At 72.4% G+C, this 20,081-nt stretch carries 18 protein-coding genes; 2 read left to right on the top strand and 16 right to left on the bottom strand.

Annotated elements, in window-relative coordinates:
- Positions 1-37: 37 nt before the first annotated feature.
- The 9 genes from gatB to ACIGW4_RS20410 all read right to left on the bottom strand — a co-directional run bounded on the left by gatB (position 38) and on the right by ACIGW4_RS20410 (position 10,578).
- Complete coding sequence (gene gatB / locus ACIGW4_RS20450; protein WP_399582116.1) at positions 38-1,549, bottom strand: Asp-tRNA(Asn)/Glu-tRNA(Gln) amidotransferase subunit GatB; 1,512 nt, start codon at positions 1,547-1,549, stop codon at positions 38-40.
- 16 nt (positions 1,550-1,565) lie between these two features.
- Positions 1,566-1,799: a hypothetical protein gene (locus ACIGW4_RS20445; RefSeq protein ID WP_086827418.1), complete on the bottom strand. Its 234-nt coding sequence runs from the start codon at positions 1,797-1,799 to the stop codon at positions 1,566-1,568.
- Positions 1,800-1,804: 5 nt separating this feature from the next.
- Positions 1,805-3,304, bottom strand: coding sequence for an Asp-tRNA(Asn)/Glu-tRNA(Gln) amidotransferase subunit GatA (gene gatA, locus ACIGW4_RS20440; protein ID WP_399582114.1), 1,500 nt, complete (start codon positions 3,302-3,304; stop codon positions 1,805-1,807).
- Between the two features lie 6 nt (positions 3,305-3,310).
- Positions 3,311-3,607 (bottom strand): Asp-tRNA(Asn)/Glu-tRNA(Gln) amidotransferase subunit GatC, encoded by a 297-nt coding sequence (gene gatC / locus ACIGW4_RS20435; RefSeq protein ID WP_015036350.1) that lies wholly within the window; start codon positions 3,605-3,607, stop codon positions 3,311-3,313.
- A 95-nt stretch (positions 3,608-3,702) separates the two neighbouring features.
- Positions 3,703-5,817 (bottom strand): bifunctional diguanylate cyclase/phosphodiesterase, encoded by a 2,115-nt coding sequence (locus tag ACIGW4_RS20430; RefSeq protein WP_359589230.1) that lies wholly within the window; start codon positions 5,815-5,817, stop codon positions 3,703-3,705.
- Positions 5,818-6,132: 315 nt separating this feature from the next.
- Positions 6,133-8,313 (bottom strand): NAD-dependent DNA ligase LigA, encoded by a 2,181-nt coding sequence (ligA, locus tag ACIGW4_RS20425; protein ID WP_399582112.1) that lies wholly within the window; start codon positions 8,311-8,313, stop codon positions 6,133-6,135.
- A 15-nt stretch (positions 8,314-8,328) separates the two neighbouring features.
- On the bottom strand, positions 8,329-9,330 hold the full coding sequence (locus ACIGW4_RS20420; protein WP_398707600.1) for a methionine synthase: 1,002 nt from the start codon (positions 9,328-9,330) through the stop codon (positions 8,329-8,331).
- Between the two features lie 2 nt (positions 9,331-9,332).
- Complete coding sequence (locus ACIGW4_RS20415; protein WP_398707599.1) at positions 9,333-10,031, bottom strand: SDR family oxidoreductase; 699 nt, start codon at positions 10,029-10,031, stop codon at positions 9,333-9,335.
- A 7-nt stretch (positions 10,032-10,038) separates the two neighbouring features.
- Positions 10,039-10,578 (bottom strand): TIGR00730 family Rossman fold protein, encoded by a 540-nt coding sequence (locus ACIGW4_RS20410; RefSeq protein ID WP_123455510.1) that lies wholly within the window; start codon positions 10,576-10,578, stop codon positions 10,039-10,041.
- Between the two features lie 78 nt (positions 10,579-10,656).
- Between ACIGW4_RS20410 and ACIGW4_RS20405 the strand changes: the two genes are divergently transcribed.
- Positions 10,657-11,220: an alpha/beta hydrolase gene (locus ACIGW4_RS20405; protein WP_399582109.1), complete on the top strand. Its 564-nt coding sequence runs from the start codon at positions 10,657-10,659 to the stop codon at positions 11,218-11,220.
- Between the two features lie 24 nt (positions 11,221-11,244).
- Here the strand turns inward: ACIGW4_RS20405 and mnmA are convergent, their stop codons facing one another.
- On the bottom strand, positions 11,245-12,390 hold the full coding sequence (gene mnmA, locus ACIGW4_RS20400; protein WP_359589232.1) for a tRNA 2-thiouridine(34) synthase MnmA: 1,146 nt from the start codon (positions 12,388-12,390) through the stop codon (positions 11,245-11,247).
- Between the two features lie 61 nt (positions 12,391-12,451).
- On the opposite strand from mnmA, the gene ACIGW4_RS20395 reads away from it, so the two are divergent.
- Complete coding sequence (locus tag ACIGW4_RS20395; RefSeq protein ID WP_359589233.1) at positions 12,452-13,126, top strand: N-acetylmuramoyl-L-alanine amidase; 675 nt, start codon at positions 12,452-12,454, stop codon at positions 13,124-13,126.
- A gap of 39 nt (positions 13,127-13,165) precedes the next feature.
- On the opposite strand, the gene ACIGW4_RS20390 is transcribed toward ACIGW4_RS20395, so the two are convergent.
- The 6 genes from ACIGW4_RS20390 to ACIGW4_RS20365 form a co-directional block, all read right to left on the bottom strand.
- Positions 13,166-14,329 (bottom strand): cysteine desulfurase family protein, encoded by a 1,164-nt coding sequence (locus ACIGW4_RS20390; RefSeq protein WP_123455506.1) that lies wholly within the window; start codon positions 14,327-14,329, stop codon positions 13,166-13,168.
- A gap of 630 nt (positions 14,330-14,959) precedes the next feature.
- Positions 14,960-15,811, bottom strand: coding sequence for a thioesterase family protein (locus tag ACIGW4_RS20385; RefSeq protein ID WP_123455505.1), 852 nt, complete (start codon positions 15,809-15,811; stop codon positions 14,960-14,962).
- A gap of 23 nt (positions 15,812-15,834) precedes the next feature.
- Entirely contained in the window at positions 15,835-16,521 is a 687-nt protein-coding gene (locus ACIGW4_RS20380; protein WP_260174495.1) for a trimeric intracellular cation channel family protein, read from the bottom strand.
- 95 nt (positions 16,522-16,616) lie between these two features.
- Complete coding sequence (locus ACIGW4_RS20375) at positions 16,617-17,816, bottom strand: ABC transporter ATP-binding protein (protein WP_399582309.1); 1,200 nt, start codon at positions 17,814-17,816, stop codon at positions 16,617-16,619.
- An 8-nt stretch (positions 17,817-17,824) separates the two neighbouring features.
- The gene (locus ACIGW4_RS20370; RefSeq protein ID WP_399582104.1) at positions 17,825-18,931 is read right to left on the bottom strand and encodes an ABC transporter ATP-binding protein; all 1,107 of its coding nucleotides are present in this window, start codon (positions 18,929-18,931) and stop codon (positions 17,825-17,827) included.
- On the bottom strand, positions 18,928-19,926 hold the full coding sequence (locus tag ACIGW4_RS20365; protein ID WP_359592559.1) for an ABC transporter permease: 999 nt from the start codon (positions 19,924-19,926) through the stop codon (positions 18,928-18,930). Before ACIGW4_RS20365 ends, ACIGW4_RS20370 begins: the two co-directional genes overlap by 4 nt.
- Positions 19,927-20,081 lie beyond the last annotated feature (155 nt).

The following is a 20,081-nucleotide window of genomic DNA, read 5'->3' as shown; positions in this document are numbered from 1 at the left end:
CGGGGCCGCCCCTGTCACGCGTACGAGAAGAACGGGATCAGCCCTCGCTGACGCCCAGCTTCTCCAGGATCAGGTCCTTGACCTTCGCCGCGTCGGCCTGGCCACGGGTGGCCTTCATGACCGCGCCGACCAGGGCGCCGACCGCCGCGACCTTGCCGCCGCGGATCTTGTCGGCGATGGCCGCGTTGCCCGCGATGGCCTCGTCGACGGCCGTGCCGAGCGCGCCGTCGTCGGAGACGACCTTCAGACCGCGCTTCTCGACGACCTCGTCCGGGGTGCCCTCGCCGGCGAGGACGCCCTCGATGACCTGGCGGGCCAGCTTGTCGTTGAGGTCGCCGACCGCGACCAGGGCGGAGACCCGGGCCACGTCGGACGGGGTGATGGGCAGCTCCTCCAGGGAGACGCCCTTCTCGTTGGCGTTGCGGGCGAGCTCGCCCATCCACCACTTGCGGGCCGAGGCCGCGTCCGCGCCCGCCTCGGTCGTGGCGACGATCGCGTCGACCGCGCCGGCGTTGAGGATGGCCTGCATCTCCACCTCGGAGACGCCCCACTCCTCGCGGAGCCGGTTGCGGCGCACGCGCGGCAGCTCGGGCAGGCCCTTCCGCAGCTCCTCGACCCACTCGCGGGCCGGGGCGACGGGGACGAGGTCGGGCTCCGGGAAGTACCGGTAGTCCTCGGCGTTGTCCTTGATGCGGCCGGAGGTGGTGGTGCCGTCGTCCTCGTGGAAGTGACGGGTCTCCTGCACGATCGTCCCGCCGGAGGCGAGGACGGCCGCGTGCCGCTGGATCTCGAAGCGCGCCGCGCGCTCCACCGAACGGAGCGAGTTGACGTTCTTCGTCTCCGAGCGGGTGCCGAAGGCCTTGGTGCCGTTGCGGCGCAGCGACAGGTTCACGTCGCAGCGCATCTGGCCCTTGTCCATGCGCGCCTCGGAGACGCCCAGGGCGCGGATCAGCTCGCGCAGCTCGGCGACGTACGCCTTGGCGACCTCGGGGGCCCGGTCGCCCGCGCCCTCGATCGGCTTGGTGACGATCTCGATGAGCGGGATGCCGGCCCGGTTGTAGTCGAGCAGCGAGTGGGAGGCGCCGTGGATGCGGCCGGTCGCGCCACCGATGTGGGTGGACTTGCCGGTGTCCTCCTCCATGTGGGCGCGCTCGATCTCCACGCGGAAGACCTCGCCGTCCTCCAGCTGGACGTCCAGGTAGCCGTTGAAGGCGATCGGCTCGTCGTACTGGGAGGTCTGGAAGTTCTTCGGCATGTCCGGATAGAAGTAGTTCTTCCGGGCGAAGCGGCACCACTCGGCGATCTCGCAGTTCAGCGCGAGGCCGATCTTGATCGCGGACTCGACGCCGATCGCGTTGACCACCGGCAGGGAGCCGGGCAGGCCGAGGCAGGTCGGGCAGGTCTGCGAGTTGGGCTCCGCGCCCAGCTCGGTCGAGCAGCCGCAGAACATCTTCGTCTTGGTGCCGAGCTCGACATGGACCTCCAGGCCCATGACGGGGTCGTACTCGGCGAGCGCCGCTTCGTACGACAGCAGTTCAGTGACGGTCACGGTGAGACTTTCCCTCTCAGCCCAGCAGGACGTCGTCGTCGCCCAGGCGCTTCAGCTCCCGGTAGAGGATCGCCAGGCCGGTAACGATGGCGGCGGCGGACACGGCGGAGTCGATCAGCCGCAGCATGTCGTGGTCGTTGCGGGCCAGCTTGGCCTGCTTGGCGACGCTGACCGCGCCGAACGCGGTCGTCGCCAGCGAGACGTAGAGGCCGGTCTTGGACTTCTTGAAGTTCTTGGCCTTCTTTGCCATGGCACTCACAGCGACGGAGCCTCCTCGAGCAGCGGGTGACCCCACTTTTCCACGAAGGCGGCCTCGACGGCGGCTCCGACCTTGTAGAGCCGGTCGTCCTTCATGGCGGGGGCGATGATCTGCAGGCCGACCGGCAGGCCGTCCTCGGGCGCGAGGCCGCAGGGCAGCGACATGGCGGCGTTGCCGGCCAGGTTGGTCGGGATGGTGCACAGGTCCGCGAGGTACATCGCCATCGGGTCGTCGGCGCGCTCGCCGATCGGGAAGGCGGTGGTGGGGGTCGTCGGGGAGACGATGACGTCCACCTCCTCGAAGGCCTTCTCGAACTCGCGGGTGATGAGGGTGCGGACCTTCTGCGCCGAGCCGTAGTACGCGTCGTAGTAGCCGGAGCTGAGCGCGTACGTGCCGAGGATGATGCGGCGCTTGACCTCGTCGCCGAAGCCGGCCTCACGGGTGAGGGCGGTGACGTCCTCGGCCGAACGGGTGCCGTCGTCGCCGACCCGCAGGCCATAGCGCATGGCGTCGAAGCGCGCCAGGTTGGAGGAGCACTCCGACGGCGCGATCAGGTAGTACGCCGAAAGGGCGAGGTCGAAGGTCGGGCAGTCCAGCTCGACGATCTCGGCGCCCAGCGACTTAAGGAGATCGACGGACTCGTCGAAGCGCTGCACGACGCCGGCCTGGTAGCCCTCGCCGCGGAACTGCTTGACGACGCCGATGCGCATGCCGGCCACCGAGCCGTTGCGCGCGGCCTCGACGACCGGCGGGACCGGGGCGTCGATGGAGGTCGAGTCGAGCGGGTCGTGCCCGGCGATCGCCTCGTGCAGGAGGGCCGCGTCCAGGACCGTGCGGGCACAGGGGCCGCCCTGGTCCAGGGAGGACGAGAAGGCCACCATGCCGTAGCGGGAGACGCCGCCGTAGGTCGGCTTGACGCCGACGGTGCCGGTGACGGCGGCGGGCTGGCGGATGGAGCCGCCGGTGTCCGTGCCGATGGCGAGCGGGGCCTCGTACGCGGCGAGGGCGGCCGAGGAGCCGCCGCCGGAGCCGCCGGGGATCCGGGTGAGGTCCCAGGGGTTCCCGGTCGGGCCGTAGGCGCTGTTCTCGGTGGAGGAGCCCATCGCGAACTCGTCCATGTTGGTCTTGCCGAGGATGACGACGTCGGCGGCCTTCAGGTTCTTGACCAGGGTCGCGTCGTACGGCGGGATCCAGCCCTCCAGGATCTTCGAGCCCACGGTGGTCGGCATGCCGACGGTGGTGAAGATGTCCTTGAGCGCGAGCGGCACACCGGCGAGCGGGCCGAGCTTCTCGCCCCGGGCGCGCTTCTCGTCCACGGCACGGGCCTGGGCGAGGGCTCCCTCGCGGTCGACGTGGAGGAAGGCGTGGACCTTCTCGTCGACGGCCTCGATGCGGGCGAGGTGGGCCTCGGTGACCTCGACGGCGGTCAGCTCGTCGGCGGCGATCTTCCCGGCGATCTCGGCCGCGGTGAGCTTGATGATGGTGTTGTCCGTCATGACTTCTTAGTCCTCCCCCAGGATCTGCGGCACCTTGAAACGCTGCTGCTCCTGGGCCGGGGCGCCGGAGAGCGCCTGCTCGGGGGTGAGCGACGGACGGACCTCGTCCGCGCGCATGACATTGGTCAGCGGCAGCGGGTGGGAGGTCGGCGGTACGTCTTGGTCGGCGACCTCGGAGACGCGGGCGACCGCGCCGATGATGTCGTCGAGCTGACCGGCGAAGTGATCGAGTTCTTCGCCCTTCAGCTCCAGACGCGCCAGCCGTGCGAGGTGGGCGACCTCCTCGCGCGTGATGCCAGGCATGCGGATCCTCACGGGGTGAGTTTGATGGTGTTGGCCCAATCCTATGGGGCCGGTGCCGCTGCCCGTGAAACGGTTTGCCCCGGAGGGGGCGGGGCTCACTGCACGACCTGGCCCGAAGGGTGGTCCAGGTCGACCTGGGCGGCGATGTCGGCGGGGCGGCGCCAGCCGTGCTCGCCGCGGGCCAGGAGCCAGGCGGTGGCCTCGCCGGGCGGCATCGCGGCGGCGACCAGCCAGCCCTGGACGGCGTCGCAGCCCAGGTCGCGCAGGCGCTCCCAGGTCTCGTCGTCCTCGACGCCCTCGGCGACGACGAGGAGGCCGAGCGAGTGGGCGAGGTCGAGGGTGCAGCGGACGATCTCGGCGTCCTCGGTGTCGACGGCGAGCCGGGCCACGAAGGAGCGGTCGATCTTCAGTTCGCTGACGGGCAGGCGGCGGAGGTGGACGAGGGAGGAGTAGCCGGTGCCGAAGTCGTCCAGGGACATCTTGACGCCGTGGCCGGTGAGGCCGTTCAGCGTGTCGGCGGCCCGCTGGGGGTCCTCCAGGAGCACGTGCTCCGTTATCTCCAGCTGGAGGGCGCCGGCCGGGACGCCGTGGCGGGCGAGGCGGGCGGCGACGGCGCCGGCGAAGCCGGGGGTGTGGACGTCGCGCGGCGAGACGTTGACGGCGACCGGGACGTTGAGGCCCTGGGCGCGCCAGCGGGCGACCTGGGCGAGCGCGGTCTCCAGGACGTACTCGGTGAGGTGCGGCATCAGGCCGGAGGACTCGGCGATGGCGATGAACTCGTCCGGCGGGACCTTGCCGCGCTCGGGGTGGACCCAGCGGACGAGCGCCTCCAGGCCGGCGACCTGGCCGTCGAAGCGGACCTTGGGCTGGTAGTGGAGTTCGACCTCGCCGGCGTCGAGGGCGCGGCGGAGGTCGCCGAGGAGGCCGAGCCGGTCGGGGGTGTTGGAGTCGCGCTTGGACTCGTAGACCTCGACGCCGGTGCGGTCGCGCTTGGCCTGGTACATGGCGACGTCGGCGCGGCGCAGCAGGCCTTCGGCGTCGAGGGCGTGGTCGGGGAAGACGGCGACGCCGGCGCTGGCCTCCAGGACGAGGGTGAGCCCGTCGAGGTCGAGCGGGGAGGAGAGCTCGGCGACGAGGTGGCGGGCGACGCGCTGGGCGCTGGTGGTGGAGTCCGCGGTGGGCAGCAGGACGGCGAACTCGTCGCCGCCGAGCCGGGCGGCCTCGGCGCCGCGGGGCAGGGCGAGGCGGAGCCGTTCGGCGATCTGGAGGAGCAGCCGGTCGCCGGCGAGGTGCCCGAGGGTGTCGTTGACGGATCTGAAGCGGTCGAGGTCGATCAGGACGAGGGCGGCGCGGACCCCTTCGCCCTCGGCCTCCTCCAGGGCGGTCCAGGCACGCTCCAGGAGCCACTGGCGGTTGGGCAGGCCGGTGAGCGGGTCGCGGAGCTGCTCCTCGGCGCGGGCGCGGGCGATCCAGAGGGTGGAGTCGAGGGCGATGAGGGGGACGGCGAAGAGCGGCAGGACGACGGGCCGGGTGGCGGCGACGACGCAGATGAGGGGGGCGATGCCGAGCAGGGCGGCGGCGACGAGGCCCTGCCGGAGGAGGGCGGAGCGGGCGATGGTGGGCAGTCCGCGGCCCTGGGGGGCGAGCGTGTACCACAGGAGGAGGCGGGTGACCACGAGGTAGGCGCCGGCGGCGAGGACGGCTTCCGGGAGGTCCGCGATCGTCCAGTCGAGGGGCTGCCAGGGGTGCTCGACGGTCGGTACGTCCCCGAAGAGGGCGAGGACGAGGGCGGCCGCGCCGACGCCGAGGACGTCGGCGGCGCCGTGCAGCAGGCCCTGGCGCCAGCGGTGCCGGCGGGCGGCGCCGACCAGGGTGACGACGGTCAGCGAGACGAGTCCGGCGGGCACCCAGCCGTAGAGCAGGAGGACGGCGAGGGTGAGGGCGGCGCCGGAGCCGGTGCCGCCCCACCAGCGGTCCCGGCCGAGGGCGACCAGATGGCCGACGATGAGGCCGGTGAGGACGGCGAGGGACCAGCCGGCGACTCCGCCGGGGAAGAGTCCGTGGCCGCCGCTCAGGGCTCGCTGGAGCCCGGCGACGAGCACGACGGCGGCGATGCCCACCACGGCTGCGGGCAGCCGGGAGGGGAAGCCCAGCGGGACCACACGGCCGTGCGGCCGTGGGACCGGGGCGGCGCTCTCGGTCGGTTCCATTCCCGTCCCTCTCACAGGCGGCGGTGCCGTCGGTGTGCGATGGGCCGCGGTGACGCGGCCGTCCGTCGTCCGGCCCCGTACGTCCGGCGTGCGGCCGCTGTCGGGCGGCCGCTCCTGGTACCACGGGGCCGATGTCCTGACGCCATGCCCGACAGAGCCCTCGCGCGGGCGTGCAGGACTGGACGCACGGTCACCACAGTAGGCCGCCGAGGGCTCCGACGGGCAGCGCTCTCCCTCTCTTGCCCGAATGCGACCAGGCCACCCCTAACGATCTGGTATGCGCCGAACGGGTGAGCTTCCGCGGCCTCCTGGAGGCTACTCGGCGACGGGCACCGCGACCTCCCGAGCCGCCTCGGGTCCCTGTTCGAGCAGGACGGAGAAGCCTTCCTCGTCCAGAACCGGAACCTTCAGCTGCATCGCCTTGTCGTACTTCGAACCAGGGTTTTCACCGACGACCACGAAGCCGGTCTTCTTCGAAACGGAACCGGTCACCTTCGCTCCGAGGCGCTGGAGCGACTCTTTTGCGCCATCCCTGGTGAACTTCTCCAGGGTGCCGGTCACCACGACCGTCAACCCCTCCAGCGGACGCGGCCCCTCGTCCTCCCCGGCCCCCTCGTCCTCCAGGGCGATCCCGGCGGCGCGCCACTTGCGCACGATCTCGCGGTGCCACTCCTCCGAGAACCACTGCTTCACGGCAGCCGCGATGATCCCGCCGACCCCGTCGACGGCCGCCAGCTCCTCCTCGCTCGCCTGCTCGATCCGCTCCAGGGAACGGAACTCGCGGGCCAGCGCCTCGGCCGCGACCGGCCCCACGTGCCGGATGGAGAGCCCGTTGATGAAGCGGGCGAGCGGCCGCGTCTTCGCCGCCGCGATGTTCTCCAGCATCGCGAGCGCGTTCTTCTTCGGCTCGCCCTTCTGGTTGGCGAAGACCGTGACGATCTTCTCCTCGCCGGTCTTCGGGTCGCGCTTGGGCAGCCCGCTGCTCTGGTCGAGGACGTACGCCTTGATCGGCAGCAGCTGTTCGATGGTCAGGTCGAAGAGGTCGCCCTCGTCCACGAGCGGCGGCTCGACCGGCTCCAGGGGGCGGGTCAGCGCCGCCGCGGCCACCATGCCGAAGTTCTCGATGTCCAGGCACTGCCGCCCGGCCAGGAAGAACAGCCGCTCGCGCAGCTGGGCCGGGCACGTCCGGCCGTTGGGGCAGCGGAGGTCGATGTCGCCCTCCTTCATCGGCTTCAGCGGCGTCCCGCACTCCGGGCACTCGGCGGGCATCACGAACTCCCGCTCGGTGCCGTCCCGCAGGTCGGCGACGGGCCCGAGGATCTCGGGGATGACGTCACCGGCCTTGCGCAGCACGACGGTGTCACCGATCAGCACGCCCTTGGCCTTCACGACCTCCTGGTTGTGGAGGGTGGCGAACTCGACCTCGGAGCCGGCCACGGTCACCGGCTCGACCTGGGCGTACGGGGTGACGCGGCCGGTGCGGCCGACGCCGACCTTGATGTCGACCAGCTTGGTGTTGACCTCCTCCGGCGCGTACTTCCAGGCGATCGCCCAGCGCGGGGCGCGCGCGGTGGAGCCGAGACGGCCCTGGAGCGGGATCTCGTCGAGCTTGACGACGACCCCGTCGATCTCGTGCTCGACGGAGTGGCGGTTCTCCCCGAAGTACGCGATGAACTCCCGCACCTCGGCGAGCGATCCGACCACCTTGTTGTGCCGGGCCGTGGGCAGGCCCCACTCGCGGAGCAGCTCGTACGCCTCCGAGAGCCGCGAGATCTCGAAGCCCTCGCGGGCGCCGATGCCGTGCACCACCATGTGGAGCGGACGGGAGGCGGTGACCTTCGGGTCCTTCTGCCGGAGCGAACCGGCGGCCGCGTTGCGCGGGTTGGCGAAGGGCTTGTCACCGGCCTCCACCAGACGGGCGTTGAGCCCCTCGAAGGCCTCCATCGGGAAGTAGACCTCGCCGCGGATCTCCACGAGCTCGGGGATCCGGTCGCCGCGCAGCCGCTCCGGGATGTCGGCGATCGTCCGGACGTTGGGCGTGATGTCCTCGCCGGTGCGGCCGTCGCCACGGGTGGCGGCGCGGGTCAGCCGCCCGTGCTCGTAGGTGAGGTTCACCGCGAGGCCGTCGACCTTCAGCTCGCACAGGTAGTGGAAGTCGGGGGTGCCGACGTCCCGCGCGACCCGCTCCGCCCAGGTGGCCAGCTCCTCGTCGTCGAAGGCGTTGTCCAGGGAGAGCATCCGCTCCCGGTGCTCGACGGCGGTGAACTCGGTCTCGTACTGCCCGGCGACCTTCTGGGTCGGCGAGTCCGGCGTCCGCAGCTCCGGGTACTCCTCCTCCAGCGCCTCCAGCGCGCGCAGCAACTTGTCGAACTCGCCGTCGCTGATGACCGGCTGGTCCTTCACGTAGTACCGGAAGCGGTGCTCCTCGACCTGCTCGGCCAGCTCGGCGTGCTTCTCCCGTGCCTCGGCGGGCAGGGCCCCCTGTTCGACTGCCACCGTTTCGTCCTTCCGTTACTCAGGGTTGTCCGCGAGCGACCGCGCCGCTCTGACGCAGTGGGCGAGCGCCGCCCGGGCATAGGCGGGCGACGCGCCCGCCAACCCGCACGAGGGCGTGACCACGACGGACTCCGCGAGAGTCCCCGGATTCAGCCCCAGCCTGCGCCACAGCGTCCTGACACCCATGACGCTACCGCCCGGGTCCGACAATGCCGTGTCGGTGGACGGCACCACACCGGCGAAGAGCTTCGTCCCGCCCTCCACGGCCTCCCCGATCGCCTCCTCGTCACGTTCGGTGAGGAGCGAGAAATCGAACGAGATGCCCGCCGCCCCGGCACGGCGCAGCAGCGCGAACGGCACGTCGGGAGCGCAGGAATGGACGACCACCGGGCCCTCGTGGACGGCCGTCACGTCCCGCAGGGCGCTCTCCACGACCTGCCGGTCGACGGCCCGGTGGGTGCGGTAGCCGCTGGCGGTACGGATCTGCCCGCGCAGCACGGCGACGAGCGAGGGCTCGTCGAGCTGGAGCACGATCCGCGCCCCCGGAACGCGCCTGGCGACCTCCGCGAGGTGCTCGCGCAGCCCCTCCGCGAGCGACGAGGCCAGGTCCCGGCAGGCGCCGGCGTCGCCGAGCGCGGCCTCGCCGCCGCGCAGCTCCAGGGCGGCGGCAAGCGTCCACGGGCCCACGGCCTGGACCTTGAGCGGACCCTCGTACCCCTGGGTGAACTCCTCCAGGGCGTCCAGGTCCTCGCCGAGCCAGGAACGCGCCCGCTTGGTGTCCCGGCCCGGCCGGTCGCTGATCCGCCAGCCGCTCGGCTCCACGTGCGCGTACAGGTCGACGAGCATCCCGGTCGTCCGGCCGATCATGTCGGCGCCGGGGCCGCGCGCGGGCAGCTCCGCGAGGAACGGGAAGTCCTCGAAGGACCCGGTGACCGTCTTCGCCGCCTCGCGCGCGTCGCCGCCGGGCAGGGAGCCGACGCCGGTGGCGGTCCCGAAGAGCTTCGTGTCGTCGCCCATGCCTACCGCCCCGGGCGCACGGTGAGATCGTTGATCTCCGCGTCGCGCGGCAGGTCGATCGCGGTGACGATCGCCGTCGCGACGGACTCGGGGTCGATCCACCTCGACGGGTCGTACTCCTTGCCCTCCTGCTGGTGGACCTTCGCCTGCATGGGGCTGGCGGTCCGGCCCGGGTAGACCGAGGTCACCCGCACCCCGTTGGCGTGCTCCTCGTGGCGCAGGGAGTCCGCGAGGGCCTTGAGGCCGTGCTTGGAGGCCGCGTACGCGCCCCACTCGGCGTGCGCGTTGAGCCCGGCGCCCGAGTTCACGAAGACGACGTGGCCCTGGGAGACCCGCAGCTGCGGCAGGAAGTGGCGGGTCAGCTCGGCCGGGGCGACCAGGTTGACGTTCAGTTGGTGGTGCCAGGTCTTCGGGGTCAGCTCCCCGACCGGCCCGAGGTCGACGACACCCGCGATGTGCAGCAGCCCGTCCACCCGGTCGGGCAGGCTCTGGTGCGAGAAGGCCCAGGACAGCCGGTCCGGGTCGGCCAGGTCCCCCACGAGGGTGCGGGCCCCCGGGAACTGCGCGGCGAGCTCCTTGGCCCGCGCCGCGTCGCGCGCGTGGAGCACGAGCTCGTCCCCGCGCGCGTGGAGACGGCGCGCGACGGCCGCGCCGATGCCGGAACCCGCTCCGGTGATCACATGTGTAGCCATGGGCACCATGCTCGCATCAGCGGGAGCCGATCTCGGCCTCCAGGTGCGCGAGGGCCGTCGGGCCGTCGTCCGCGAAGAAGGCGAGGTCCGTGAGGGGGAGGGGGAGGAAGCCCTCGTCCTCCATGCGGCGGAACTGGGCCTTGAGGCCGTCGTAGAACCCGGCCGTGTTGAGGAGGACGACCGGCTTGGAGTGCTTGCCGTGCTTCTTCAACTCCAGGATCTCGGTGGCCTCGTCGAGGGTGCCCGTGCCGCCGACCATGACCACGATCGCGTCGGACTTGGCGAGGAGCAGGGCCTTGCGCTCGGCCAGGTCCCCGGCGATGACCATCTGGTCGGCGTTCGGGCGGGCCTTGTGGGCGAGGAAGTCGACGGAGACGCCGACGAGCCGGCCTCCCGCCTCCTGGACGCCGTCCGCGACGACCTTCATCAGGCCGGTGTCGGAACCGCCCCAGACGAGGGTGTGGCCGGCCTTGCCGAGGAGCGTGGCGAAGTCGCGGGCCGGGCCCGTGTACCGCTCGTCGAGGTCGGCGGCGGAGAGGAAGACGCAGATGTTCATGGGCTCCACCGTAGGCGGTCGCGGAAAAATTCCGGCGGGCGGCGATGAGTTCCCGGGACGGCCCCGGTCTGCCCTGCCATGGACGAGGTGAGCACCATGCTGAGCGGGGTCCGGGGCCGGGTCGTGTCGCGGGACGGTACGGAGATCGCGTACGAGCGGTACGGGGAGGGGCGGGCCGTCGTGCTGGTGGACGGCGCGGACGGGAGCGGGCGGGCACTCGCCGGGCTGCTCGCCCGGCGCTTCTCCGTCGTGACGTACGAGCGGCGGGGCACCGGCGCGGTGGAGCGGGAGATCGAGGACCTGGCGGCCGTCCTGGGGGCGGCGGGGCCGGGCGCGGCCGTGCACGGGACGGAGACGGGCGGCGGCCTCGCGCTCGCGGGGGCCGCGGCCGGGCTGCCGATGGGCGCAGTCTCCGTGTACGAGCCGGAGCCGCTCGCGGACGGGCTCCTCCGGACGGTCCACGCGCGCGTGCTCGTCGTCGACGGGGGCGCGAGCCCGGCGGCGACCCGGCGGGCGGCCCGCGCCCTGACGGCGGCCCTCCCCCGGGGCCGGCACCGCACCCTGACGGGCCAGACGCACGAGCCGGCCCCGCACGTGCTGGCGCCGGTCCTGGAGGAGTTCCTGGACGAGCCGTCGGCCTAGGGGTCGGCCTGGGCGGTGGCCGGCCTAGGCGGTGGTCGCCGCCGCCGTGCGCCGCGTCGTCGTCGCGATCGTCGCCGAGCCCACCACGCGCGTGCCGTCGTACAGGACGATCGCCTGGCCGGGGGCCACGCCGCGGACCGGCTCGTCGAAGACGACCTTCAGCCCGCCGTCCTCCATGACCGCGCTCACCGGCGTCTCGCCGCCGTGGGCGCGGAGCTGGGCGGTGTAACGGCCGGGGCCCTCCGGGGCGGTGCCGCACCAGCGGGGCTTGATCGCGGTGAGGGCGGTGACGTCGAGGGCCTCGGCGGGGCCGACGGTGACGGTGTTGTTCACGGGCGAGATGTCGAGGACGTAGCGGGGCTTGCCGTCCGCGGCCGGGTGGCCGATCCGCAGGCCCTTGCGCTGGCCGATGGTGAAGCCGTACGCGCCCTCGTGGGTGCCGAGCTTCGTCCCCGCCTCGTCGACGATGTCGCCCTCCGCCTTGCCCAGGCGGGCGGCGAGGAAGCCCTGGGTGTCGCCGTCGGCGATGAAGCAGATGTCGTGGCTGTCGGGCTTCTTCGCGACCGCGAGCCCGCGCCGCTCGGCCTCCGCCCGGATCTCGTCCTTGGTGGTGAGGGTGTCGCCGAGCGGGAACATCGCGTGCGCGAGCTGCTTCTCGTCGAGCACGCCGAGGACGTACGACTGGTCCTTGGCCATGTCGGAGGCCCGGTGCAGCTCGCGGGTGCCGTCCTCGTTCAGGACGACGGTGGCGTAGTGCCCGGTGCAGACCGCGTCGAAGCCGAGGGCGAGCGCCTTGTCGAGGAGCGCCGCGAACTTGATCTTCTCGTTGCAGCGCAGGCACGGGTTGGGGGTGCGGCCCGCCTCGTACTCCGCGACGAAGTCGTCGACGACGTCCTCGCGGAACCGCTCGGCGAGGTCCCACACGTAGAAGGGGATGCCGATGACGTCGGCCGCCCGGCGCGCGTCGCGCGAGTCCTCGATCGTGCAGCAGCCGCGCGCTCCGGTGCGGAAGGACTGCGGGTTCGCGGAGAGGGCCAGGTGCACGCCGGTGACGTCGTGACCGGCTTCGGCCGCGCGGGCGGCGGCGACGGCGGAGTCCACTCCGCCGGACATGGCGGCAAGTACCCGGAGGGGGCGGGCGTGGGGGCGCTGGGGCGGAGTCTGAGTCATAGCCCTACCAGGGTACGGGGCGCCGGGAACCGCGGTCGCGGTAGTGAGCGTTCTCCCGGGCATGGGGAGCAAGCCGAAGGGCGCGGGGAGCGGGGCGGGCGGGCGGCGAGTGGGCCGGCGGGCCGTGCTGATCGGCGGCGCGGCCGCCGCGGTGGGCACGGTCGCACTGGCCGGGGACGAACTGGGGCGCCTGTGGTGGCGGCTGCCCGGGATGGAGAAGAAGCGGGTCGAGGGGGAGCTGGACCACAAGGGCGCCGAGTGGACGTCGGCGGCGCGGGCGAACTGGCGGCGGGCCGACCGGCCCGACGACTACACGATCGACCGGATCGTGATCCACGTCGTCCAGGGCAGCTACGCGTCCGCCCTGAAGGTCTTCAAGGATCCGGCGCACGGGGCCGCCGCGCACTACGTGGTCCGCAGGGACGGCCATGTGGCGCAGATGATCCGCGAGCTCGACGTGGCCTTCCACGCCGGGAACCGCGACATGAACGAGCGGAGCATCGGCATCGAGCACGAGGGCTTCGTCGACCGGCCACAGGACTTCACGGCGGCGATGTACGCGGGCTCGGCGCGGCTCGCGGCCGACATATGCGCCCGGTACGGAATGCCCGTGGACCGGGAGCACATCATCGGACACGTCGAGGTCGAGGGCACCGACCACACCGATCCCGGTCCGCACTGGGACTGGGACCGGTACCTGGCGCTCGTACGGAGGGAACGGGCGAGGCTCGGGTGAGGGCGGGCGTGCGGCTCGGGTGGGGGCGGGGCGCTCGGCTCAGCTGAGGCCGGCTGTCCTCGCGCGCTCCACCGCCGGGCCGATCGCCTCCGCGACCGCCGCCACGTCCTCCTTGGTGGAGGTGTGGCCGAGCGAGAAGCGCAGGGTCCCCCGGGCCAGGTCCGGATCGGTGCCGGTGGCGAGCAGGACATGGCTGGGCTGGGCGATGCCGGCGGTGCACGCGGAACCGGTGGAGCAGGCGATGCCGGCCGCGTCGAGCAGCAGGAGCAGCGAGTCGCCCTCACAGCCGGGGAAGGTGAAGTGGGCGTTGGCGGGGAGCCGTTCGACCGGGTCGCCGCCGAGGATCGCGTCCGGCACGACCGCCCGGACGGCGGCGACGAGTTCGTCGCGCAGCGCGCCGACCTCGCGGGTGAACTCCCCCTGCCGCTCGGCGGCGAGCCGGGCGGCGACGGCGAACGCCGCGACGGCGGGCACGTCCAGGGTGCCCGAGCGGACGTGCCGCTCCTGGCCGCCGCCGTGCAGGACGGGTACGGGGGTGTGCTCGCGGCCCAGGAGCAGGGCGCCGATGCCGTACGGGCCGCCGATCTTATGGCCGGAAACCGTCATCGCGGCGAGGCCGGAGGCCGCGAAGTCGACCGGGACCTGACCCACGGCCTGGACGGCGTCCGCGTGCAGGGGGACACCGAACTCGGCCGCCACGTCCGCCAGTTCGCGGACCGGCATGATCGTGCCGATCTCGTTGTTGGCCCACATGACGGTGGCCAGGGCCACGGATTCGGGGTCGCGGGCGATCGCCTCCCGGAGCGCCTCCGGGTGGACGCGGCCGTGGGCGTCGACGGGGAGGTACTCGACCAGGGCGCCCTCGTGCGTGGCCAGCCAGTCGACGGCGTCCAGGACCGCGTGGTGCTCGACCGGGCTGGCCAGGACGCGGGTGCGGCGGGGGTCGGCGTCGCGTCGGGCCCAGTACAGGCCCTTCACGGCGAGGTTGTCCGCCTCCGTGCCGCCGGAGGTGAGGACGACCTCGCTCGGCCGCGCGCCGAGCGCGGCGGCGAGCGTCTCGCGCCCTTCCTCGACGGTCCGCCGGGCGCGCCGTCCGGCGGCGTGCAGGGAGGAGGCGTTGCCCGTGACGGCGAGGTGGGCGGTCATCGCCTCGATCGCCTCGGGGAGCATGGGCGTGGTCGCGGCGTGGTCGAGGTAAGCCATGGTGGGTCGATTCTACGAGCCCGGGGGGTGGGGGCCGGAGACCGGCCTGTTTGCGGGGGCGCGCCGACGGCGGTTCTCGGCCGGGGGCCCGCTCCGGGCCGCGCCCCGCCCCTCGTCGCGGGCGGTCGTCCACCGGGACGGCGCCCGCCCCTCGCGCGCCCGCTGCGGGCAGCCGTTCCGCCGGGCGGTACCCCCGTCCCGTCGCGGCCGTGCGCCCGCGGGGCGGACCACCCGTTGCGGGCGCGCCCCCGGGCGGCGCCCCGCCGCCCCCGTTGTGGGCGTCGCCCCGCCGGGGCGGTGCTCACCCTCGCACCCCCGTTGTGGGCAGTCGTTCCGCTGGGGCGGAACGGGTGGGCACAACGGACCCGCGCCCTGCCGGCGCCCGAGGCTCATGTACCTGGACCCGCACCCCTTGGTGCACCAGGATCGTGGTGCGGGTTCAGGCTCGGAACGCGGAGGCGCCGCTCAGGGCGCCGTCCCGTGTGCCCACCCGTCCCGCCCCAGCGGGACGATTGCCCACACGGCGGGTGGGAACCGCCCAGGCAGGCGCGGGCCCCGCACGGGCAGGAGAGCCGTCCCAGCGGGTGCAGGGCCCGTGCGGGTGGGAGTGGTCGTGCCTCGAGGGGTGGGTCAGGGGCGGGGGGCGCGGGCCAGTTGGCGGGATTGGGCGACCAGGCGGTCCGCGCTGTCCCAGACCTCCGCGTCCTCCTCCAGGAAGCCGCCCGCGAGGTTGCGGGTGGTGATGGAGACCCTCAGGGGGCCGGGAGCGGGGCGGCAGCGCACGTGGGTCGTGAGCTCCACCGTCGGCGTCCAGCCCTTGAGCCCCAGCTCGAAGGAGGTCGGCGGCAGCGCGTCGACCGCGAGCAGGAGGGAGAGGGGGTCCGGGTCCCGGCCGTCGGCCAGGCCGAACCAGGCGCGCATCTCGCCCCTGCCCGACGGCGCGCCGACCGCCCAGCCCACGCAGGCCGGGTCGAGGCGGAGGTCGAGGCGGTCGGCGATCGCCGAGGAGCCGGGGATCCTCGGGGCCGGGTTGTCGGCCGCGCTGAAGCAGTTCTCGATCGGGGCCATCGCCGGCGGCGTCGCCGCGGTGCGGACGTCGTCCGGGAGGGCGTCGAGGTCTCCGTACGAGGCGAGGACGCGGATGCGCTCGACCTCCGTGCCGTCCTCGGCGTACTGGAAGAGCGAGGCCTGTCCGGTGGAGAGGGTCCTGCCGGTGCGGACGGTCTCCGTCCGGATCACCGCGGGGCCCGGCACGGACGGCGTCAGGTAGTGCGCCGAGATCGTGAACGGGTCGGGGTGCGGCAGGTGGTCGCCGAGGGCGCGGCCGAGCAGGGCGAGGAGATAGCCGCCGTTGACGGCGTGGATGATCGTCCAGCCGGCGGAGAGATCGGCGTCGTAGACACCGGGTTCCCGGAGGGTGACGGCGGTGTCGCGGTCGAATTCGTACGACACGACGGCGGTCGGCTCGGTACTCGTGCTCATGTTTCCGACGGTACCGCAGGTAGCTACTGAGCGGTAGCTTTTTGGGCGTCCTCCTCGCGCGCGGAGGAGCGGCGGTTCCAGGCGCGCGGCGCGCGCCAGTGGTAGCGCATCGCGAGGAGACGGAGCGCGAAGGCGGTGATCACGGCCGCGCCGCTCGTGAACCCGTTGAGCACGTCGAAACGGATGCAGAGCACCACCATCGTCGCGCCCACGATCGCCGGAACGGCGTACAGGTCCCGGTCCCAGCGCAGCAGCGACGGCACCTCGTTCGCCAGCACGTCCCGCAGCACACCGCCGCCGACGGCGGTCGCGAGCCCCAGCGCGGCGGAGGAGGTCAGGCCGAGGCCGTAGTCGTACGCCTTCGTCGTCCCCGTCACACAGAACAGCCCCAGGCCCGCCGCGTCGAAGACGTTGACCGCGGCCTGGGTGCGCTCGACCTCCGGGTGGAGGAAGAAGACGAGCACCGTCGCGATCAGCGGCATCAGGAAGTAGCCGAGGTCGGTGAAGGCGGCGGGAGGCACCGCGCCGATGATCAGGTCGCGGAAGAGGCCGCCCCCGAGGGCCGTGACCTCGGCGAGGACGGCGATGCCGAAGACGTCGAAGTTCTTGCGGACGGCGAGCAGCGCGCCGGAGATGGCGAAGACGAAGATCCCGACGAGGTCGAGGGCGTGTTGGACGGAGGGGGTGAACAGATCGTGGACGTGGAGCACGGGCCCATTGTCCCGGTTGTCCTGGTGGGGGCAGAACGGAGGCCCCTGCCGCCGTAGGGCGGCAGGGGCCTCCGTCGCCGATCACTCGTCGACAGTCACTCGCCGGAGGAGTTCTTCTCGGCGGCGGCCTCGGCTTCCGGCTTCGCGGCGGCCTCGGTTTCCGGCTCGGCTTCCGACTTCGCGGCGGCTTCGGCTTCCGGCTCCGCGGCCTCCGCCGGCTCCGCGGCCTTCGTCGGCTTCGGCTCCTCCGGCGCCTCCGGCGCCTTCGTGATCTTCACCTCCACCGATTCCCGGGCCCCCGGGACCGTCACGCCCTCCGCGTTCTCCGGGTGGTGGCAGGCCACCCGCTGGCCCGGGCGGAGTTCCAGGAGCGGCGGCTCCTGGGTCTTGCAGAGGTCCGTCGCCTTCCAGCAGCGCGTGTGGAAGCGGCAGCCCGCCGGCGGGGCGATCGGGGACGGGACGTCGCCCTTGAGCAGGATGCGCTCGCTCTTCACGCCCCGGCGGCGCGGGTCCGGGACCGGGACCGCGGACATCAGGGCCCGGGTGTACGGGTGCATCGGGTTCTCGTACAGGGACTTGCGGTCCGCGAGCTCGACGATCTTGCCGAGGTACATCACCGCGATGCGGTCCGAGACGTGCCGGACGACCGAGAGGTCATGCGCGATGAACACGTACGTGAGGCCGAGCTCCTCCTGGAGGTCGTCCAGGAGGTTGACGACCTGCGCCTGGATGGAGACGTCCAGGGCCGACACCGGCTCGTCCGCGACGACCAGCTTCGGCTTGAGGGCGAGCGCCCGCGCGATGCCGATGCGCTGGCGCTGGCCGCCGGAGAACTCGTGCGGGTAGCGGTTGTAGTGCTCCGGGTTCAGGCCGACCAGGCCGAGGAGGCGCTGGACCTCCTTCTTCACGCCGCCCTCGGGCTCGACGCCCTGGAGCGTGAAGGGGGCCGAGACGATCGAGCCGACCGTGTGGCGCGGGTTCAGCGAGCCGTACGGGTCCTGGAAGATCATCTGGACGTCCCGGCGCAGCGGGCGCATGCCCGAGACGCCGAGGTGCGAGATGTCCGTGCCCTGGAACTCGATCTTCCCGCCGGTGGGTTCGAGCAGACGCGTGATCAGCCGGCCCATCGTGGACTTGCCGCAGCCGGACTCGCCGACGACGCCGAGGGTCTCACCGGGGTAGACCTCGAAGTCCAGCCCGTCGACCGCCTTGACCGCCCCGGTCTGGCGCTGGAGCAGGCCCTTCCGGATGGGGAAGTGCTTCTGCAGGCCGGTGACCTTGAGGAGGGGTTCCATAGTCTCGCTCACAGCTTCGGCGCAATCTCTTCGGTCCAGATGCGGGTGCGCTCCTCCTGCGGCATGTGGCAGGCGGAGTAGTGGCGCTCTCCGACGAGGGCCAGCTCCGGGCGCTGGGTGCGCGTGATGCCCCCCTTGGGGACGTCCGCGTACGGGCAGCGCGGGTTGAAGGCGCAGCCGCTGGGGACGTTGATGAGGCTGGGCGGGTTGCCCTTGACCGGGATGAGCCGGTCGGTCTGCTCGCGGTCGATGCGGGGCATCGAGCCGAGCAGGCCCCAGGTGTAGGGGTGCTGCGGCTCGTAGAAGACGGACTCGGCCGGTCCGCGCTCGACGCACCGCCCGCCGTACATGACGAGGATGTCGTCGGCGAGTTCGGCGACGACGCCGAGGTCGTGGGTGATGATGACGACCGCGGAGCCGAACTCCTTCTGGAGGTCGCGCATGAGGTCGAGGATCTGCGCCTGGACCGTCACGTCGAGCGCCGTGGTCGGCTCGTCGGCGATGAGGAGCTCGGGGTTGTTGACGAGCGCCATGGCGATCATCGCGCGCTGCCGCATGCCGCCGGAGAACTCGTGCGGGTAGTTGTCGAACCGCTTGGCGGGCTCGGGGATGCCGACCCGGTCGAGGAGTTCGACGGCCCGCTTCTTCGCCGTCTTCTTGTCGACGTCGTGGTGGATGCGGTACGCCTCCACGATCTGGTTGCCGACGGAGTAGTACGGGTGCATCGCGGACAGCGGGTCCTGGAAGATCATCGCCATCTCGCGGCCGCGCATCTTGCGGACCTCTTCGGGGTCGGCCGAGAGCAGCTCGCGGCCGTTCAGCCAGATCTCGCCGGAGATCCGCGCCTTCTGCCGGCCGTACTGGCCGACGGTGTGCAGGCCCATGATGCCGAGCGAGGTGACCGACTTGCCGGAGCCGGACTCGCCCACGATGCCGAGGGTCTTGCCCTTCTCCAGCTGGAAGCTGAGGCCGTCGACCGACTTGACCAGACCGTCGTCGGTCGGAAAGTGGATCTTCAGGTCGCGTACGTCGAGGAAGGCTTCGGAGGGGGCGGACTTCCCGGTGTCGACGGGCTCTCCCACCGCCGCGCCGGTCTTCGTCAGCTTGTCCGTCATGCGAGCCTCACTCGGGGGTCGATCACGGCGTACAGCAGGTCCACGATGAGGTTGGCGACGACGACGCAGGTCGCGGTGATGAGCGTGACGGCCAGGATCAGCGGCAGGTCGCGCTCGCTCACGCCGCGGATGGCCAGGGCGCCGAGGCCGTGGAGGCTGAACGCGGTCTCGGTCAGGATCGCGCCGCCCACGAGGGCGCCGAGGTCCATGCCGAAGATGGTCAGGATGGGGGTCATGGTGGAGCGCATGGCGTGCTTGCCGAGCACGACCGGCTCCGGCAGACCCTTGGCCCGCGCGGTGCGGATGTAGTCCTCGCCGAGGACCTCCAGCATGGTGGCGCGGGTGAGCCGCGCGTACATCGCGGCGTACAGGAAGGCGAGGGTCACCCAGGGCAGCAGCAGGCCGCCGAACCAGCCGCCGAAGGACTCGGAGATCGGCACGTACGAGGCGTCGACCCACTTGAGCTGGGTGCGGAAGACGAGCATCGCCAGCATGGCGGTGAAGAAGATGGGGAGCGAGACGCCGGCCAGCGCGGTGATCATCGCCGCGCGGTCGATGACCGTGCCCCGCTTGAGCGCGGAGATCACGCCCGTGGAGACGCCGATCACCAGCCACAGCACGGCGGCGCCGAGCACCATGGAGAGGGTGACCGGGAAGGCGTCCACCAGCATCGACCAGACGTCCTGCTCGCTGCGGAACGAGTAGCCGAAGCAGGGCGCGGCGCAGTGGATGGTGTCGCCGCCGCCGGTGTAGTCCCGGCCGACGAAGATGCCCGAGACGAAGTGCCAGAACTGCACCAGGATCGGCTCGTCCAGGCCCAGCTTCTGCCGGACGGCCTCGATGGAAGCCGGATCCGCCTGCTTGCCGACGAACATCGCGGCAGGATCACTGCCGGTCATCTTGGGGATGAGGAAGAAGATGCTGAGCGTCACGAGCGTGACGACGAGCAGCATCACGACGACTGCGAAAAGTCGCCGGATTATGTATGCAAGCATGCGGTCGGCCGGGGGGGGGGGGGGGGGGGGGGGGGGGGGGGGGGGGGGGGGCGGGGGGGGGGGCGGGGCCGGCGGCTTCGGCTTCGGCTTCGGGGAGGGCTTCGCCGGCGGCGCGGGCTTCGGCGGCACGACGGGGGTGACGACCGGCTGGGTGG

It is taken from the genome of Streptomyces sp. NPDC053513, from assembly GCF_044544765.1.
In the GTDB taxonomy this organism is placed as follows: domain Bacteria; phylum Actinomycetota; class Actinomycetes; order Streptomycetales; family Streptomycetaceae; genus Streptomyces; species Streptomyces litmocidini.
This window is presented reverse-complemented; position numbering and strand designations above follow the sequence as displayed.

Coding starts and splice junctions, on each gene's coding strand:
- gatA (WP_399582114.1), bottom strand. CDS start 3,304: ATGACGGACAACACCATCATCAAGCTCACCGCGGCCGAGATCGCCGGG.
- ACIGW4_RS20370 (WP_399582104.1), bottom strand. CDS start 18,931: ATGACGGACAAGCTGACGAAGACCGGCGCGGCGGTGGGAGAGCCCGTC.
- ACIGW4_RS20390 (WP_123455506.1), bottom strand. CDS start 14,329: ATGGCTTACCTCGACCACGCCGCGACCACGCCCATGCTCCCCGAGGCG.
- ACIGW4_RS20385 (WP_123455505.1), bottom strand. CDS start 15,811: ATGAGCACGAGTACCGAGCCGACCGCCGTCGTGTCGTACGAATTCGAC.
- ACIGW4_RS20445 (WP_086827418.1), bottom strand. CDS start 1,799: ATGGCAAAGAAGGCCAAGAACTTCAAGAAGTCCAAGACCGGCCTCTAC.
- ACIGW4_RS20405 (WP_399582109.1), top strand. CDS start 10,657: ATGGACGAGGTGAGCACCATGCTGAGCGGGGTCCGGGGCCGGGTCGTG.
- ACIGW4_RS20415 (WP_398707599.1), bottom strand. CDS start 10,031: ATGGTGCCCATGGCTACACATGTGATCACCGGAGCGGGTTCCGGCATC.
- ACIGW4_RS20395 (WP_359589233.1), top strand. CDS start 12,452: ATGGGGAGCAAGCCGAAGGGCGCGGGGAGCGGGGCGGGCGGGCGGCGA.
- gatC (WP_015036350.1), bottom strand. CDS start 3,607: ATGCCTGGCATCACGCGCGAGGAGGTCGCCCACCTCGCACGGCTGGCG.
- ACIGW4_RS20420 (WP_398707600.1), bottom strand. CDS start 9,330: ATGGGCGACGACACGAAGCTCTTCGGGACCGCCACCGGCGTCGGCTCC.
- mnmA (WP_359589232.1), bottom strand. CDS start 12,390: ATGACTCAGACTCCGCCCCAGCGCCCCCACGCCCGCCCCCTCCGGGTA.
- ACIGW4_RS20375 (WP_399582309.1), bottom strand. CDS start 17,816: ATGGAACCCCTCCTCAAGGTCACCGGCCTGCAGAAGCACTTCCCCATC.
- ACIGW4_RS20430 (WP_359589230.1), bottom strand. CDS start 5,817: ATGGAACCGACCGAGAGCGCCGCCCCGGTCCCACGGCCGCACGGCCGT.
- ACIGW4_RS20410 (WP_123455510.1), bottom strand. CDS start 10,578: ATGAACATCTGCGTCTTCCTCTCCGCCGCCGACCTCGACGAGCGGTAC.
- ACIGW4_RS20365 (WP_359592559.1), bottom strand. CDS start 19,926: ATGCTTGCATACATAATCCGGCGACTTTTCGCAGTCGTCGTGATGCTG.